The organism is Achromobacter sp. 46006 (assembly GCF_059761975.1).
This window is the reverse complement of sequence record NZ_JCBANN010000052.1, coordinates 1-16,152: the sequence shown is the minus strand read 5'-3', so window position 1 is coordinate 16,152 and position 16,152 is coordinate 1. Positions and strand designations below refer to the sequence as shown.

Annotated in this window: 15 protein-coding genes and 1 pseudogene; 9 read left to right on the top strand and 7 right to left on the bottom strand. The window is 67.4% G+C overall.

Going from position 1 to position 16,152, the window contains the following annotated elements; translation table 11 throughout:
- Positions 1–82: 82 nt before the first annotated feature.
- Positions 83–1,138 (top strand): DUF72 domain-containing protein, encoded by a 1,056-nt coding sequence (locus AC6LKG_RS20565; RefSeq protein ID WP_498167528.1) that lies wholly within the window; start codon positions 83–85, stop codon positions 1,136–1,138.
- Positions 1,139–1,216: 78 nt separating this feature from the next.
- Positions 1,217–2,272 carry an RNA methyltransferase gene (locus AC6LKG_RS20560; protein WP_498167526.1) on the top strand — a complete coding sequence of 352 codons (1,056 nt, stop codon included), beginning with the start codon at positions 1,217–1,219 and terminating at the stop codon, positions 2,270–2,272.
- Between the two features lie 43 nt (positions 2,273–2,315).
- Here the strand turns inward: AC6LKG_RS20560 and AC6LKG_RS20555 are convergent, their stop codons facing one another.
- Positions 2,316–2,888, bottom strand: coding sequence for a GNAT family N-acetyltransferase (locus tag AC6LKG_RS20555; RefSeq protein WP_498167523.1), 573 nt, complete (start codon positions 2,886–2,888; stop codon positions 2,316–2,318).
- Between the two features lie 96 nt (positions 2,889–2,984).
- Positions 2,985–3,761: a Crp/Fnr family transcriptional regulator gene (locus AC6LKG_RS20550; protein WP_498167521.1), complete on the bottom strand. Its 777-nt coding sequence runs from the start codon at positions 3,759–3,761 to the stop codon at positions 2,985–2,987.
- Positions 3,762–3,899: 138 nt separating this feature from the next.
- Here AC6LKG_RS20550 and AC6LKG_RS20545 point away from each other — a divergent pair, with 138 nt between their 5' ends.
- The 5 genes from AC6LKG_RS20545 (at position 3,900) to AC6LKG_RS20525 (ending at position 10,212) form a co-directional block, all read left to right on the top strand.
- The gene (locus AC6LKG_RS20545; RefSeq protein ID WP_498167519.1) at positions 3,900–5,123 is read left to right on the top strand and encodes an ABC transporter substrate-binding protein; all 1,224 of its coding nucleotides are present in this window, start codon (positions 3,900–3,902) and stop codon (positions 5,121–5,123) included.
- Positions 5,124–5,133: 10 nt separating this feature from the next.
- The gene (locus tag AC6LKG_RS20540; protein ID WP_047991935.1) at positions 5,134–6,048 is read left to right on the top strand and encodes a beta-keto acid cleavage family enzyme; all 915 of its coding nucleotides are present in this window, start codon (positions 5,134–5,136) and stop codon (positions 6,046–6,048) included.
- Positions 6,049–6,082: 34 nt separating this feature from the next.
- Positions 6,083–6,859 carry an SDR family oxidoreductase gene (locus tag AC6LKG_RS20535; RefSeq protein ID WP_498167517.1) on the top strand — a complete coding sequence of 259 codons (777 nt, stop codon included), beginning with the start codon at positions 6,083–6,085 and terminating at the stop codon, positions 6,857–6,859.
- Between the two features lie 336 nt (positions 6,860–7,195).
- Complete coding sequence (locus tag AC6LKG_RS20530; protein ID WP_498167514.1) at positions 7,196–8,530, top strand: ATP-binding protein; 1,335 nt, start codon at positions 7,196–7,198, stop codon at positions 8,528–8,530.
- A 134-nt stretch (positions 8,531–8,664) separates the two neighbouring features.
- Entirely contained in the window at positions 8,665–10,212 is a 1,548-nt protein-coding gene (locus tag AC6LKG_RS20525; protein WP_498167512.1) for an argininosuccinate lyase, read from the top strand.
- An 18-nt stretch (positions 10,213–10,230) separates the two neighbouring features.
- Here AC6LKG_RS20525 and prpF read toward each other — a convergent pair whose 3' ends face one another.
- The 3 genes from prpF to AC6LKG_RS20510 all read right to left on the bottom strand — a co-directional run bounded on the left by prpF (position 10,231) and on the right by AC6LKG_RS20510 (position 14,805).
- Positions 10,231–11,415: a 2-methylaconitate cis-trans isomerase PrpF gene (gene prpF / locus AC6LKG_RS20520; RefSeq protein WP_498167510.1), complete on the bottom strand. Its 1,185-nt coding sequence runs from the start codon at positions 11,413–11,415 to the stop codon at positions 10,231–10,233.
- 64 nt (positions 11,416–11,479) lie between these two features.
- Positions 11,480–14,098, bottom strand: coding sequence for a Fe/S-dependent 2-methylisocitrate dehydratase AcnD (gene acnD, locus AC6LKG_RS20515; RefSeq protein ID WP_498167507.1), 2,619 nt, complete (start codon positions 14,096–14,098; stop codon positions 11,480–11,482).
- On the bottom strand, positions 14,095–14,805 hold the full coding sequence (locus tag AC6LKG_RS20510; RefSeq protein WP_498167505.1) for a GntR family transcriptional regulator: 711 nt from the start codon (positions 14,803–14,805) through the stop codon (positions 14,095–14,097). Before AC6LKG_RS20510 ends, acnD begins: the two co-directional genes overlap by 4 nt.
- A 214-nt stretch (positions 14,806–15,019) precedes the next feature.
- Between AC6LKG_RS20510 and ykgO the strand changes: the two genes are divergently transcribed.
- Positions 15,020–15,160 carry a type B 50S ribosomal protein L36 gene (gene ykgO, locus AC6LKG_RS20505; RefSeq protein WP_006385796.1) on the top strand — a complete coding sequence of 47 codons (141 nt, stop codon included), beginning with the start codon at positions 15,020–15,022 and terminating at the stop codon, positions 15,158–15,160.
- 62 nt (positions 15,161–15,222) lie between these two features.
- On the opposite strand, the gene AC6LKG_RS20500 is transcribed toward ykgO, so the two are convergent.
- Entirely contained in the window at positions 15,223–15,390 is a 168-nt protein-coding gene (locus AC6LKG_RS20500; protein WP_498167503.1) for a hypothetical protein, read from the bottom strand.
- 144 nt (positions 15,391–15,534) lie between these two features.
- On the opposite strand from AC6LKG_RS20500, the gene AC6LKG_RS20495 reads away from it, so the two are divergent.
- Complete coding sequence (locus AC6LKG_RS20495) at positions 15,535–16,014, top strand: hypothetical protein (RefSeq protein WP_498167501.1); 480 nt, start codon at positions 15,535–15,537, stop codon at positions 16,012–16,014.
- On the opposite strand, the pseudogene AC6LKG_RS20490 reads toward AC6LKG_RS20495, so the two are convergent.
- Positions 16,011–16,152, bottom strand: a pseudogene (locus tag AC6LKG_RS20490) (Zn-dependent hydrolase); the annotation flags it as partial. The gene AC6LKG_RS20495 and the pseudogene AC6LKG_RS20490 overlap by 4 nt on opposite strands.

Sequence of the window (16,152 nt, the reverse complement as noted above, 5' to 3'; positions counted from 1 at the left end):
TTCCCGGCACTCGGTATCCATCCCGAATGCTCCGGTGGGATTCAAGTACCCTATAGCCCATTCCCGCGACCGTACATCAAGCATGCAAGACGATCTTTTCGGAGATGCGCTGCCGATGCCGCCGGCCAACGCCTCGCGGCAGGCAGCGTCTCCTGACATCCCCGAGCTTTCCGCCCTCCGGGGCATGGCCAAAGTGCTTCCCGCGCCCGCGGGGCAGGAATGGCGCGCGCTCGCGCAGCAGTTGCCGGCACCTTTGCGCTTTGGCGTCTCCACCTGGTCGTATCCCGGCTGGGAAGGGCTGGTCTGGGACGGCGAGTACGATTCGAGCACGCTGTCCAGGCATGGCCTGGGCGCCTACCATCGGCATCCGCTTTTCCGCACGGTCTGCGTGGACCGCACGTTCTGGCAACCGTTGACGGCGAGCCAGTACGCCGCTTATGCGGGGCAGGTCGATGAGGATTTCCGTTTCGTCGTCAAGTGTCCCGCCAGCGTCACCGACGCCCAGGTGCGTGGCGAAGCAGGCAGGACGCGCGAGGCCAATCCGCTTTTCCTCGATCCGTCGGCGGCTGTCCAGGACTTCGTGCGGCCGGCGCTCGAAGGCCTGGGGGCCAGGCTCGGCGTCCTGGTGTTCCAGCTGAGTCCGTTGCCCCTGGGCATGCTGAGCCGCCCGGCATCGCTGTTCGAAAAGCTGGGGCGCATGCTGGCCGCCGTGCGGGAGGCATTGTCCGCGTATGATGCCGTGATCGTCGCCGTGGAAGTGCGCGACCCGGAACTGCTGGGTCAGGCGCTGGTCGATACGCTCAAGGCGCATGGGGCCACGTTCTGCCTGGGGCTGCATGGCAAGATGCCGCCGATCGACGCGCAATTGCCGATGCTGCGCGCGCTCTGGCCGGGGCCGCTGGTCTGCCGCTGGAACCTGAACCGCGTTTTCGGCGCATACGGTTATGCCGACGCGCAGAAGAAGCATGATCCGTTCAATGCCCTGCTCAGCGAGGATCTCCCCACGCGCGAAGCGCTGGCGCGCACGATCCGCGGCATTACGGGCGCGGGGCAGCCGGCCTACGTGACGGTTAGCAATGACGCCGAGGGCTGCGCGCCGCTGTCCATCCAGAAACTGGCCCAGGCCATCGCGGGGTAGACCGGGCCTGTCCGGCTCGCCGTGCCCGGCATCGAGCCTGCCGGGCGCCCATGCCGGGCGCGCTAAAATCCGCTCCCCATGCGCTACGCCGATTTCCACCAACGTCTCGCCGCCCTAGGCGCCCAGCCTGCCCATCGCGGGCGGGTCATGCGCGCCTGGCTGACCGGTCAGGCGTTCGACAGCGACACGTGGCGGCGGCGCTTCGACAACTATCTGCCGCTGGCGCTGCGCCAGGCGCTGCCCGCCCTGGCGGCAGAACTGGACGGCCTGGCCCGCGTCCGTTCCGAACACGCCGGCCACGATGGCTCGCGCCTGCTGGTCGACCTGGCCGACGGCCAGATGGTGGAAAGCGTGCTGCTGCCGCGAGACGGGCTGTGCGTGTCCACCCAGGTCGGCTGCGCGGTCGGCTGCCGGTTCTGCATGACCGGCAAAAGCGGCCTGATCCGTCAGGTGGCCAGCATGGAGATCCTGGCGCAGGTGGTGCTGGCGCGGCGGCTGCGCGCGGTGAAGAAAGTGGTCTTCATGGGCATGGGCGAACCGGCGCACAATCTGGACAACGTGCTGGAAGCCATCAACCTGCTGGGCACCGAAGGCAATATCGGCCACAAGAACCTGGTGTTCTCCACCGTGGGCGATCCGCGCGTGTTCGACGCGCTGCCGCGACAGGCCGTCAAGCCGGCCCTGGCGCTGTCGCTGCATACGACCCGCGCCGAGCTGCGCGAGCACCTGCTGCCGCGCGCGCCGAAAATCGCGCCGCAGGACCTGGTGGAAATGGGCGAGCGCTACGCCCGCGATACCGGCTACCCGATCCAGTATCAGTGGACGCTCCTCAAGGGCATCAATGACGGCGACGACGAACTGGACGCCATCCCGCGCCTGCTCAAGGGCAAGTTCGGCGTGCTCAACGTGATCCCGTTCAACAGCATGGAAGGCGACGACTACCAGCGGCCCGACGCCGACCGCATTCGCGAGATCGTGCGCACGTTGCATCGCCGTGGCGTGCTGACCAAGATCAGGAACAGCGCCGGGCAGGATGTGGACGGCGGCTGTGGCCAGTTGCGTGCCCGCGCCGTGGGGGCGGAGCAGGTGGTGGAACTGCGCCGCAACCGCGCGACCAGGCGGCAAGCCGCGTAGACCCGGCCTTGCCTGGGACGTTGCGGCGCGTCATCGCTGCCGGTCACGCGTCCGCGGGATTGATCAGCGCAGTCAGCACGTGGTCCGCCCAGCTTCCGTTGATCTTCAGATAGGCGCGAGCCGTGCCTTCGCGCTCGAACCCCAGGCCGCTCAGCAGACGCGCGCTGCGCGTGTTCTCGGGCCGGTGGTTCGCCATGATGCGGTGCAGCCCGTGTTCGGCAAACATGAAATGGGTCGCCGCGACGAGGCATTCCCGCATGAGGCCCTGGCCTTGGCGGTCTTGCGCGACAGAGAAGCCCAGATGGCAGGCCTGGAAGGCACCCCGCACGATATTGGTGAAGTTGCAGGTGCCGACCAGGCTGTCGTCGGTCCTGTCGAACAGCAGCAGGTGCACTGCCTGCCCGGCGGCGGCACTTGTCTCCATCGCGGCCAGCCGTTCTTCGGTCGACGCGACGGTGTAGAACGCGTCGGACCGGGCGGGTTCCCATGGCTGCAGGTGGGCCCGGTTGGCAAGGTGGTACGCCAGCAAGGCGGGGGCATGTTGGCGTACCGCCCGCCGTAGCGAAAGGCGGGAGGTGAGCAGGGGACTGGCCGAAGTTGTCGGGGTGGGGAGCATGGGGCGCTGGATGCTGGGCAATGGAAGGCGCAAAGATACCGCGGATGGGTGACCGGCGAAAACGCGCCGCGTCGAACGCCCCGGTCGACCGGCGGGCTATGCCGGCATGTCGGCCGGGTGGTCGGCCGGCTCGCGGTTGAGCTTTGCGTGCCGGTACAGGCCCTCCCGGTCCAGAATCGTCATGCCGCCATAATGCGTGCGCAGCACCCCAGCCCGCGCCAGCCGCGTCAGCGCGGCGTTGCAGCGCTGGCGCGACACGCCGCACAGACCGGCGATCTCTTCCTGCGAGATCTTGAGCCGGCCATTGGTGCCGGAATGCTGCTCGGCGTTCAGTTGCGCGGCGACGGCGCGGGCCACCGTGGTGTCCACGTCCAGCAGCACGTTGCCGGTATAGCAGGCCATCAGCCAATTGACGCGTTGCGCCAGGTGGGTCATCAGCGCTTTGGTGAACGCGATATTGTTGTTCCACAGGCGCTCGCAGGTGTCGCGCGGCAGGATCACGACCTGGCTCGGGCGCAGCGCCACCACTTCGTATTCGAACGGCTCGCGGCGGATCATGGTGGCCTCGCCGAACCAACTGCCGGTGCTGAAGCCGGCCAGCGATAGCGACCGGCCATCCGAGCCGCGCGACGACCATTTCACCAGGCCGTCCACCACGCCATACCAGCCCAGCGATTTCGAACCCTCTCGGAACAGGCGCTCGCCCGCCTGCAATGACACCACCCGCAGTTCGGCACGGACCACGTCGCGTTCCAGGCGCGGCAGGCCGTTGTACCAGGGCACGACGGCCAGCATCCGGTCCACCGGGTCTGGTTTGGCTCGCCGCTTCGGGCTGGCAGGTTCATGGCCGGTGCCGGCTGCCGGTGCGCGCATGGTTGTCCCCGTTCCGCCGTGGTGAGGGCGCCCAGGTAAACCCTAGGGCGCTTTGTCAACATGATGACTGTTCGCATTTGGGGCCAGTCCGAGAATATTCGGGGCCCCAGAGCCAAAAAACCATAAGAGGAGACAGCTATGTTGTCAATGCCACGCAGGTTTTCGCGCGCTGTCCTGGCCGGCGCCATCGCCGGTGCGCTGTTGCATGCGGGCGCGGCCCGCGCGCAGATTTCCGACGACGTGATCCGGATCGGCTTCATCACCGACATGTCGGGGGTCTATTCGGGGCCCGACGGTCCGGGCGGGGCCGAAGCCATCAAGATGGCGATCGAGGAGATGGGCGGCGAGATCAACGGCAAGAAAATCGAGTTGTTGACGGCGGACCACCAGAACAAGGCGGACATCGCCTCGGCCAAGGCACGCGAGTGGTTCGACCAGCGCGGCCTGGACCTGCTGATCGGCGGCACCAATTCGAGCACGGCGCTGGCCATGTCGAAGGTGGCGGCCGACAAGAAGAAGCCGATCATTGTGGTCGGGGCGGGCGCGCCGGCCCTGACCAACGAACAGTGCACGCCCTATACGCTGAACTATGCCTATGACACCGTGGCGCAGGCGCGCGGCACGGGGGGCGCGGTGGTCAAGGCGGGCGGCAAGACCTGGTACATCCTGACGGCGGACTATGCCTTTGGCCACGCGCTGCAGGCCGATACCACCAAGGTGGTCGAAGCCGGCGGCGGCAAGGTGATCGGGTCGGTCAAGCATCCGCTGTCGACCAGCGATTTTTCGTCGTTCCTGTTGCAGGCGCAGGCCAGCAAGGCCGAGATCCTGGCGCTGGCCAACGCCGGCGCCGACGCGACCAATGCGATCAAGGCGGCCAACGAGTTCGGCCTGACCAAGACCATGCGGCTGGCCGGCATGATCATGTTCATCAACGACATCCACGCCATGGGCCTGCCGACGGCACAGGGCATGTACCTGACCGACAGTTGGTACTGGAACGCCTCGGACGAGACGCGGGCCTGGGCGCAGAAGTTCTACGAGCGCCGCAACGCCATGCCGTCGTCGCTGCAGGCGGCCGATTATTCGGCCGCCATCCAGTACCTGCGCGCGGTCAAGACCACCGGCACCGACGATGCCGACAAGGTGTTGGCGTATCTGCGCGAGAACAAGCTCAACGATGTCTACATCAAGAACGGCGTGGTGCGTCCGGATGGCCGCGTGGTGCATGACATGTATCTGCTGCAGGTCAAGACGCCCGAGGAATCGAAGGCGCCCTGGGACTACTTCAAGGTGGTGCAGACCATTGACGGCAACGAGGCCTTCACCACCAAGGCCGAGACCCGCTGCGCCCTTTGGAAATAAGAGAACCGCCATGGCAAAACGCAAAGTGATCGTGACCATTGCCCCCACCGGGGGCATGGCGTTCAAGAGCCAGAACCCGCATCTGCCGACCCAGCCGGCCGAGATCGCCGAGGACGTCTACCGCTGCTACAACGCCGGGGCCAGCGTGGTTGCGCTGCACGCGCGCCGCCCCGACGACCAGGCCACTTGCGACGCGGCCATCTACCGCGACATGAACCAGCGCATCCGCGAGCGCTGCGATATCGTGCTGAACAATTCCACGGGCGGGGGCGTGCACGGCGACATGGTCAGGGAGACCACGCCGGGCACCTGGGAAATCCTGTGGGAAGAGCGGCTCAAGGGCATGGACGCCGGCGCCGAGATGTGCACGCTGGATGCCACCACGCTCAACCTGGCCTTCGGCGACCGCGAATACCTGATGAACACGCCCTTGACCCGCGCCCGCGAACTGGCGGCCGGCATGAAGGCGCGCGGCATCAAGCCGGAGTGGGAGGTGTTCAGCCCGACCCACATCCTGCAGGACGCGACTACGCTGATCAACGAAGGACTGGATGAAGAGCCGCATTTCATCAACCTGGTGATGAATGTGCACCGCAACTTCCAGAACGCGATGCCGTTCTCGCCGCGCCACCTGCAGATGATGGTGGACCTGCTGCCCAGGAACAGCATCTTCTGCGTCAGCGGCATCGGGCCGTCGCAACTGGAGGCCAACATCAGCGCGCTGCTGCTGGGCGGCCACGCCCGGGTGGGCCTGGAAGACAACCTGTATTACCGCCACGGCGAGCTGGCGACCAATGTGCAACTGACCGAGCGCATCGTGCGCATCATCCGCGAACTGGACATGGAGCCCGCGACGCCCGCCGAGGCGCGCGAGATCATGGGGTTGCCGCTGCGCAGCGGGGTGCGGCCGGAATTCGCGCTGTAAGGCGCGACGGCGCTTTTCTTGAGGGGGTAGCCTGATGATCGAATCGTTGCAGGGCAAGCAGGTCCTGATCACCGCCGGCGCGGGGGGGATCGGCCTGGCCATCGCGCGTAAATTCCTGGCCTCGGGCGCGCAGGTGCACATCTGCGATGTGGCCGCGGAGGCGGTGCAAGCGGCGGTGCAGGCGCATCCCGGCTTGAGCGGCAGCGTCACGGATGTGGCGAACGAAGCCCAGGTGCTGGCCATGTTCGGCGACCTAGCGACGCGCTGGGGCAAGCTCGACGCGTTGGTGAACAATGCCGGCATTTCGGGCCCAACCAGCCGCTTGGAGGACACGGACCTGGCGGCCTGGCAAGCCACCCTGAACGTGAACCTGACCGGCGCTTTCCTGTGCGCGCGCAGCGCGGTGCCGCTGCTGCGCGAGGCGGGCGGCGGGGCCATCATCAACATCTCGTCGGTCGCGGGCAGGCTGGGCTTTTCGCTGCGCAGCCCGTACAGCGCCAGCAAGTTCGGCCTGGCGGGGTTGACGCAGACCTGGGCAATGGAATTGGGGCCGTCGAACATCCGCGTCAATTCGGTGCTGCCGGGCGTGGTGGCGGGCGAGCGGGTCGAGCGCATCATCGCCGCGCGGGCGGCGGCGGGCGGCGTCAGCAACGACGCCATGCGCGCGCAGTTGGTCGAGAAGGTGTCGCTGCGCAAGATGACCCAGCCCGAGGACATCGCCAACCAGGTGGCGTTCCTGTGTTCGGACGAGGGCGCGATGATCAGCGGCCAGAGCATTTCGGTGTGCGGTAACGTGGAGTACCTGGGGTGAGCCCCGGCGGTATAGGCCGTGCCCGCATGAATGGCGTACCGAGCGCCTCGGCCGGCCCGGCGGATACCCGGCCGCCGCTGACGATATTGCCGGCCCGCGCGCAGTCCCGCTGACGCCAGGCCAGGTGGACGGCGCCCGGCGCCCGCGCGGCCGGCATTCACCGTTTTTCACAAATCCCACACAAAAGCGGCGCAATGCGCGCCGGTTCCTTGCCTATCATCCCACGCGGTCGCCGCCATGGCCGGCCGCGCTGCCGTCTCGCGCCCCTGCTTGGTCCCGCCGCAGTTTGCGCTTGCGTTGCCGGGCGCGCCGCCGTTCCTCGGCCCAAAGGTATCGATGCTCAAATTTCTCGTTCGCGTTGTCGTCGTCGTCCTGATCAGTCTCGGGTTGGCGTACCTGTTCGTGGACAAGGGCCTGGGCGCGCTGCTCAAGCCGGTCGTGGAGGACGTCGCCTTCCAGTCGTTGCGGGGCCAGTTCCATGAGTTGCACTTGCGGCTGGATGCGGTGGCGCCGACGCAGCGGGATACCGTGTTGCGGGAGCAGATTCTGCCGCACTATGGGCTGGCGATGCGCCTGCTGCGCGCGGACCAGGTCCATCTGACCGAGGATGAGCGCCGGCAGCGCGACGCCATGGGGGTGGTGATGCGCGACGATTTCGATACCCATCTGATGCCGCTGCCGGGCGAGCCCGGCCAATGGCTGGAATTGCGCCTGCCGGATGTATTCGACGCCATGCTGGCGCTGGCGGTGTGGATCTGCCTGGGGGTGATGGTGGCGGCGGGCTTGCTGGCGCTGTGGGCCTTGCCCATGTGGCGCGATATGGACGCATTGCGCAATGCCGCCCTGCGCATGGGGCAGGGGGAACTGAGCCTGCGCGTGCGGCTGTCGCGCATTGCCGGCATCCGTCACGTTGGCGAGAGCTTCAACCACATGGCCGAACGCATTGCCGCGTTGATCGACAATCAGCGCAGCCTGACCAATGCGGTCTCGCACGAACTGCGCACGCCGCTGGCGCGGCTGTCCTTCGAAGTGGATCTGCTCGACCGGGCCGGCCTGGAGGAGCGCCATGGCCGCGTGCTGCGCGACATGCGCGCGGACATCTGCGAGTTGGAGGGCATGGTGGCCGAACTGTTGGTGTACGCGCGGCTGGAACGCCCGAACGAAGAGGCCGTGCGGCTGGTGACGGTGGACACGCGCGATTGGCTGGGCGAGGCGCTGGCCCGGGTCGCGCATCAGGCGCAGGCGCGCAATGTGGTGTGCCAGGTGGTTGGCGGACATCCTCCGCACGTATGCCTGCATCCCCGCTACATGAGCCGGGCCCTGTTGAACCTGGTGCAGAACGCGGTGCGTTACGCCCGTGCCCGCATCGACATCGCGTTGACGCACGGCGCCGACGGGCATTTCGAGTTGATCGTGGATGACGACGGACCAGGCATTCCGCTGGCCGACCGTGAGCGGATCTTCGAGCCCTTCATTCGCCTTGACGAAAGCCGTGACCGCGGCACCGGCGGCGCGGGGCTGGGGTTGGCGATCGTGCGGCGCGTGGCGGCCAGCCACGGTGGCAGTATCCACGTCGAGGACAGCCCGTGGGGGGGCGCGCGTTTCGTGCTGCGCTGGGTCGTAGGGGCGCCGGCCCGGGCGGTACGCACCGAGTCTGCGGGTCAACCCTGAGGCCGTGAACGCCATGCCCGTGGCCGCGCGCCGCGCAGGCTTACCGGCTTCGTGCGGGATTGCATTTTGTGGCACATGGAAGGCAAAAATGGTGTTTGATACAGGGTTTGTTTCCTCCCGATAACGAGAACGCCATGAGACATTTCCTGCCCGCCCTGGGCGCAGCCCTGGTTTTTTCCCTTGGCGGCCACGCCGCCTCGGCCCAGCAGCCCCCGGAGGCGGCCGCGGCCGCCAAGCCGCCGCACGATCCGTTTTTCTGGCTGGGCGAAATCAACAAGGCCACGGCCGTGATCAATACCGACCAGGGCCTGCTCGAAAAATCCATGGCGCCGCGCCTGGCGGCGGGCGTGGCCAAGGTGATCCATGATGGCAACCAGCCGGGAGCCAAGCGGCCGGCCACTGTCATCACTTTCGAGCCGCTGCTGATCAAGGCGGCGGGCGAGGACGTGACGCTGCTGCACGCGGGCCGTTCCAGCCAGGACATGCACGCCACCTACCGCAGCGCCATCCTGCGCGACAAGCTGCTGGAACTGGCGGACCAACTCAATGCCACCTCGACCACGCTGGTGGAACTGGCCGCCAGACACAGCGCCACCATCGTGCCGAACTACACCAACGGCGTCGCGGCGCAGCCCAATAGCTATGGCCACTATCTGCTGGGGCAGGCCGCCGGCCTGGCGCGCGATGCCGAGCGCATCCGCGAGGCCTATGCGCGCATCGACCGCTCGCCCATGGGCACCACGGTGCTCAATGGCACGAGCTGGCCGCTGGACCGCAAGCGCATGGCGCAGTACCTGGGCTTTGCCGCGCTGGTCGACAATGCCTATGATGCGTCGCAGATCTCGTCGATGGACCAGCCGGTGGAAGTGGCGTCCATCGTCACCAGCATCGCGCTGCGCACCGGCAACTTCGTCGAGGATGTGATGACGCAGTATGCGCAATCGCGCCCGTGGATCCTGCTGCAGGAAGGCGGCGGCAACACTTACGTGTCCAGCGCCATGCCCCAGAAGCGCAATCCCGGCCTGCTCAACGCCACGCGCAGCGACGCGTCGACCGCGGTGACGCTGGCCATGGGGCCGGTGATCCAGACGCACAACATCACGCCGGGCATGAGCGACCCCAAAGACGTCAAGCAGAACTCGGCCATGGTCGACGCCGGTATCGCCGCGCTCAAGCGCTGGGACCGCGTGCTCAAGGCCATGGTGATCAGTCCGGAGCGCGCGCTGGAGGAACTGAACAGCGACTGGACCGCTTCGCAGGAACTGGCTGACGTGCTGATGCGCAAGTACAAGCTGCCGTTCCGCGACGGCCATCACTTCGCCTCGGAGGTGGTGAGCTACGCCAAGGCCAACAACATCAAGCCGCTGGACTTCCCCTACGAGCAGGCGCGCCGCATCTACGCCGAGGCGATGAAGGGATCGAAGTATCCGAACGAACTGCCGATGAGCGAGGCCGAGTTCCGCGCGACGCTGGACCCGGTGGCCATCGTCAAGAACCGCGCCACCCTTGGTGGCCCGCAGCCTGCGGAAATGGAGCGCATGATCAAGGAAGCGCGCGGCCAGTTGGCTTCGCAGGATAAGTGGATCAAGGAACGCCGCGCGCACATCGCCGATTCACTGGCCATGCTGGACAAGGACTTCGACGCGCTGGTGGCCAGCGCGCCGAAGGACAAGGCGCCATAAGACGCCAGGCGGGAAGGGTCAGAAGCCGGCGCGCGGCACGTGTACCCGGCCTTCCATCAGCACGCGCGCGCTGCGGCTCATGATGGCCTTGGTGACGGTCCATTCGCCGTCGATCAGTTGGGCCTGGGCGCCGACGCGCAGCGTGCCCGAGGGGTGGCCGAAGTTGACCTGGTCGCGCTGGCCGCCGCCGGCCGCCAGGTTGACCAGCGTGCCGGGCACGGCCGCGGCGGTGGCGATGGCGACCGAGGCGGTGCCCATCATGGCGTGGTGCAGCTTGCCCATGGACAGGGCGCGCACCAGCACGTCGATGTCGCCGGCGCCGATCTGCTTGCCGCTGGAGGACGTGTAGGCCTTGGGACGGGCCACGAAGGCCACCTTGGGCGTGTGCTGGCGCGCGACGGCTTCTTCCAGTTTCTGGATCAGGCCCATGCGCAGCGCGCCGTGGGCGCGGATGGTCTCGAAGCGCGCCAGGGCGGCGGCGTCGCCGTTGATGTCGTCCTGCAGCTCGGTGCCGGTGTAGCCCAGCGCCTCGGCGTCCAGGAAGATGGTGGGGATGCCGGAGTTGATCATGGTGGCCTTGAAGGTACCCACGCCGGGCACTTCCAGGTCGTCCACCAGGTTGCCGGTGGGGAACATCGAGCCGCCGTCGCCTTCCTCGGCCGGGTTCATGAATTCCAGTTGCAGCTCGGCGGCCGGGAAGGTCACGCCGTCCAGTTCGAAGTCGCCCGTTTCCTGCACCGCGCCGTCGGTGATGGGCACGTGGGCGATGATGGTCTTCTGGATGTTGGCCTGCCAGATGCGCACCACGGCGATGCCGTTGCGCGGGATGCGGGCCGGGTCGACCAGGCCGTTGCTGATGGCGAAGGGGCCGACGGCGGCCGACAGGTTGCCGCAGTTGCCGCTCCAGTCGACGAAGGCCTGGTCGATCGAGACCTGGCCGAACAGGTAGTCGACGTCGTGTTCCGGGCGGCTGCTCTTGCCGATGATGACGGTCTTGCTGGTGCTGGAGGTGGCCGCGCCCATGCCGTCGATCTGCTTGCCGTAGGGGTCGGGGCTGCCGATCACGCGCATCAGCAGCGCGTCGCGCGCCGGGCCCGGCACGCGGGCGGATTCGGGCAGGTCGTCGAGCTTGAAGAACACGCCTTTGCTGGTGCCGCCGCGCATGTAGGTGGCGGGAATCTTGATCTGGGGGGCATGGGCCATGGGGCAGTCCTGATGTCTTGGGTGGGGAAGGCGGGCGCCGCGGCGCCCGCCATGCTGTAGGGTGTCAGCTGGCCTTCTTGGCCGAACCGGCGGCCGATTCGGCTTCCAGGAAGTCCTGCGCGAAGCGTTGCAGCACGCCGCCGGCTTCGTAGATGGACACTTCCTCGGCGGTGTCGAGGCGACAGGTCATCGGCACTTCCAGGGTCTCGCCGTCGCGGCGGTGGATCACCAGCGTCAGGTCGGCGCGCGGCTTGCGCTCGCCCACCACGTCGTAGGTCTCGGTGCCGTCCAGGGCCAGCGTCTTGCGGTTCACGCCGGGCTTGAATTCCAGCGGCAGCACGCCCATGCCGATCAGGTTGGTGCGGTGGATGCGCTCGAAACCTTCGGCGGCAATGGCTTCGACGCCGGCCAGGCGCACGCCCTTGGCGGCCCAGTCGCGTGACGAGCCCTGGCCGTAGTCGGCGCCGGCCACGATGATCAGCGGCTGCTTGCGGTCCATGTAGGTCTCGATGGCTTCCCACATGCGCATCTCCTTGCCTTCCGGTTCGACGCGGGCCAGCGAGCCCTGCTTCACGTTGCCGTCGGCATCCTTCACCATCTCGTTGAACAGCTTGGGATTGGCGAAGGTGGCGCGCTGCGCGGTCAGGTGGTCGCCGCGGTGGGTGGCGTAGGAGTTGAAGTCCTCTTCCGGCAGGCCCATCTTGTGCAGGTATTCGCCGGCGGCGCTGTCCATCAGGATGGCGTTGGACGGCGACAGGTGGTCGGTGGTGATGTTGTCGCCCAGCACGGCCAGCGGCCGCATGCCGCGCAGCGTGCGCTCGCCGGCCAGCGCGCCTTCCCAGTACGGTGGGCGGCGGATGTAGGTGCTCTGCGGGCGCCAGGCGTACAGCGGATCGACCGCGGCGTCGCGCTCGTTGCGCAGGCCGAACATGGGCGCGTAGACCTTGCGGAACTGTTCCGGCTTGACGGCGGCCTTGACCATGGCGTCGATTTCCTCGTCGCTCGGCCAGATGTCCTTCAGGCGGATCTCGCGGCCGCTGGCGTCGGTGCCCAGCACGTCGCGCTCGATGTCGAAGCGGATGGTGCCGGCGATGGCGTAGGCCACCACCAGCGGCGGCGAGGCCAGGAAGGCCTGCTTGGCGTAGGGATGGATGCGGCCGTCGAAGTTGCGGTTGCCGGACAGCACGGCGGTGGCGTACAGATCGCGGTCGATGATCTCCTGCTGGATCACGGGATCGAGCGCGCCCGACATGCCGTTGCAGGTGGTACAGGCAAACGCCACGACGCCGAAGCCGAGCTTCTCCAGGTCTTCGGTCAGGCCGGCTTCGTCCAGGTACAGGGCCACGGCCTTGGAGCCGGGCGCCAGCGAGCTCTTGACCCACGGCTTGCGCGTCAGGCCGGCGCGGTTGGCGTTGCGCGCCAGCAGGCCGGCGGCGATGACGTTGCGCGGATTGCTGGTATTGGTGCAACTGGTGATGGCGGCGATGATGACGGCGCCGTCGGGCATCAGGCCCGGCTGGTTCTCGACCGTGCCGGCGATGCCGCGTTCGGCCAGGTCGGAAACCGGCAGGCGGCGGTGCGGGTTGGACGGGCCGGCCAGGGTGCGCACCACGGTCGACAGGTCAAAGCGCAGCACGCGCTCGTATTCGGCGGTCTTGAGGCTGTCGGCCCACAGGCCGGCGGTCTTGGCGTAGGTTTCCACCAGCGCGATCTGCTCGTCCTCGCGGCCGGTCAGGCGCAGGTAGTCGATGGTCTGCTGGTCGATGGCGAACATCGCGGCGGTGGCGCCGTATTCGGGCGCCATGTTGGAGATGGTGGCGCGGTCGCCCAGCGTCAGGCTGGCGGCGCCTTCGCCGTGGAACTCCAGGTAGGCGCCCACGACTTTTTCCTTGCGCAGGAATTCGGTCAGCGTCAGCACCACGTCGGTGGCGGTGATGCCGGGGCCGGCGCGGCCGGTCAGTTCGACGCCGATGATGTCGGGCAGGCGCATCCACGAGGCCCGGCCCAGCATCACGTTCTCGGCTTCCAGGCCGCCCACGCCGATGGCGATCACGCCCAGCGCGTCCACGTGCGGGGTGTGGCTGTCGGTGCCGACCAGCGTGTCGGGGAAGGCCACGCCATCCTGCGTGTAGATCACCGGCGACATCCGCTCCAGGTTGATCTGGTGCATGATGCCGTTGCCCGGGGGCACCACTTCGATGTTGCGGAAGGCCTGCTTGGTCCAGTCGATGAAGTGGAAGCGGTCTTCGTTGCGGCGGTCTTCCACCGCGCGGTTCTTGGCGAAGGCGTCGGGATCGTTGCCGCCGTATTCCACGGCCAGCGAGTGGTCGACGATCAACTGCACCGGCACCACCGGGTTGACCTTGGCGGGGTCGCCGCCCTTGTCGGCGATGGCGTCGCGCAGGCCGGCCAGGTCGACCAGCGCGGTCTGGCCGAGGATGTCATGACAGACCACCCGCGCCGGATACCACGGGAAGTCCAGGTCGCGGCGGCGTTCGATCAGTTGCTTGAGCGCGTCGGTCAGCATTGCCGGATCGCAGCGGCGCACCAGGTTCTCGGCGTGCACGCGCGAGGTGTAGGGCAGGCGGTCGTAGGCGCCGGGGGCGATGGCGTCCACGGCGGCGCGCGCGTCGAAATAGTCCAGGCGGGTGCCTTGCAGGGGCTTGCGATAGGATTTGTTCATGCCTCGGTGCGCTTCAGGTTGCCCTGAGCGATCTGTTTTTCGATGTTGAGACGGGATGCGCGGATGTGGCGGCGCATCAGGAGTTCAGCCAGCTCGCCATCACGGTCGGCGATGGCGTCCAGAATGCGGTGATGCTCGGCATACGACTGCCGCGGGCGGTTGGGGGTGGTGGAGTACTGGATACGGTACATCCGCGCCAGTTGGTAGAGCTCGTCGCACAGCATGCGGAACAGCATCTGGTTGCCGCTGCCTTTGACGATACGGTAGTGGAAATCGTAGTCGCCTTCCTGCTGGTAGTAGCCGATGCCGGCCTGGAAGGCTTCGTCCTTCTCGTGGGCGTGCAGCACCTGGCGCACCTGCTCGACTTCCGCCGGCGCCATGCGCTCGGCCGCCAGGCGGCAGGCCATGCCTTCGAGCGATTCACGGATTTCGTAGAGTTCGGCCAGTTCCTGCGGACTGAGCGATACCACCCGGGCGCCGGCATGCGGCACCCTCACCAGCAGCCGCTGGCCTTCGAGCCGGTGCAGCGCCTCGCGCAGCGGGCCGCGGCTGACGCCGTGGATGCGCGCCAGTTCGGGTTCGGAGATCTTGCTGCCGGGGGCAATCTCGCCCTTGACGATGGCGGACTGGATCTTGCGGAAAATCTGTTCCGCCAGGGTCTCGCTGTCATCGGGTGCGACGCCGGGAAGGGCCAGCACTTTGCTCATGGTGTCAACAATCGGATGTTTTTACGGGTTAAAACCCGAATTATGACGCCGTGCGGCGTTGGATTGTCAACAATTTACCCTTGGTCCGAGAACGCTGCAAGCGGCGATGACATCTCCGGCGTGACAATAAGAATGTTATTACATATCATTATTGGCCGGTCGGCCGCCTTCGAGGGCGCCCGGCCTGTTTCCCCCTCTTGCCGGAGCCTCCCGCATGAAAGTCCTTTCCTCGCTCAAAGACGCCAAGACCCGCCATCGCGATTGCCAGGTGGTCAAGCGCCGCGGGCGCATTTACGTGATCTGCAAATCCAATCCGCGCTTCAAGGCGCGCCAGGGCGGGGCCAAGCACAAGTAGGTCCGCCGCCTGGCCCGGGCCGGCGGCCGCGGCGGTCCCGGCGGTTGGCGCTGCCGCTGGCCTCAGGGGCCGGTGTCCGGATAGTTCGGGCCGGCGTCGTGGAAACCGCCGCTACTGTATGGGTTGACGGCCCCCGGATGCGGCGGTCCGCCCGGGCCCAGCGAGGAGCAGCCGCCCAGGATCGACAGGGCGGCCAGCAAGGCAAGTACGCGTGAGGTGTGGGCATGCATGGTCATCTCCGGCGGCTGCCCCTCGGCGGCCGCATACAGCGTAGGGTTGTGGTGTCAGTGTACGCCTGGCCGTCGGCATGGCGAGGCGCGGCGTCTTTGTGGCATGCTGCGGGCTGCCCGCCACTGCCTGCCCGATTTCCTGCGATGCCCCGACTGTTATTGCGCGCGTGCGATTTTCTGCTGCTGTCCGCCGTGGCAGCGTTGTTCGGCGCCTGCCTGACGGCCCTGTTGCGCACCGGCAGCCATGGCCTGGAAATCCCCCATGCGCCTTATGTGTACGAGCCCGTCGATTTCTGGGTGGACGCAATGCTGGCCGGCCTGGCGGCGACGGCGGCGCTGGCGTTGTCCGAATGGGGCTGGCGGCGGCGCTTATCGGCGTTCCCGCGCGCCGCGCTGGCCTTCGCGGCGGCGCTGCTCGCCATGTACCTGGGTCCGCCGGCGCCCGTGGTGTTCGGCAACACCTGGGCGAGCTGGGAGCCGACCGTCGAGCTGTTCCTCGCCCAATGGAAGCTCACGCTGCCGCTGGCGCTGGCGGTCGTGGCCGCGCGCGCGCTGGTGCGCGCCGCGGTCCGGGCTCGCGGCCAGCGCCTGCGCGACGCTCCCGCTAGCGTGAACGGGCCCTAACCCCGCAACACGCGATCCAGTTCCAGCACGGTCTGGTACAGCACTCGTGTGCCGTCCAGCAGTTGCGCCGGCTCGATCCATTCCTCGGGGCAGTGGCTGCGTCCGTTCAGGCAGGGGATGAAGATCATGCCGATGGGG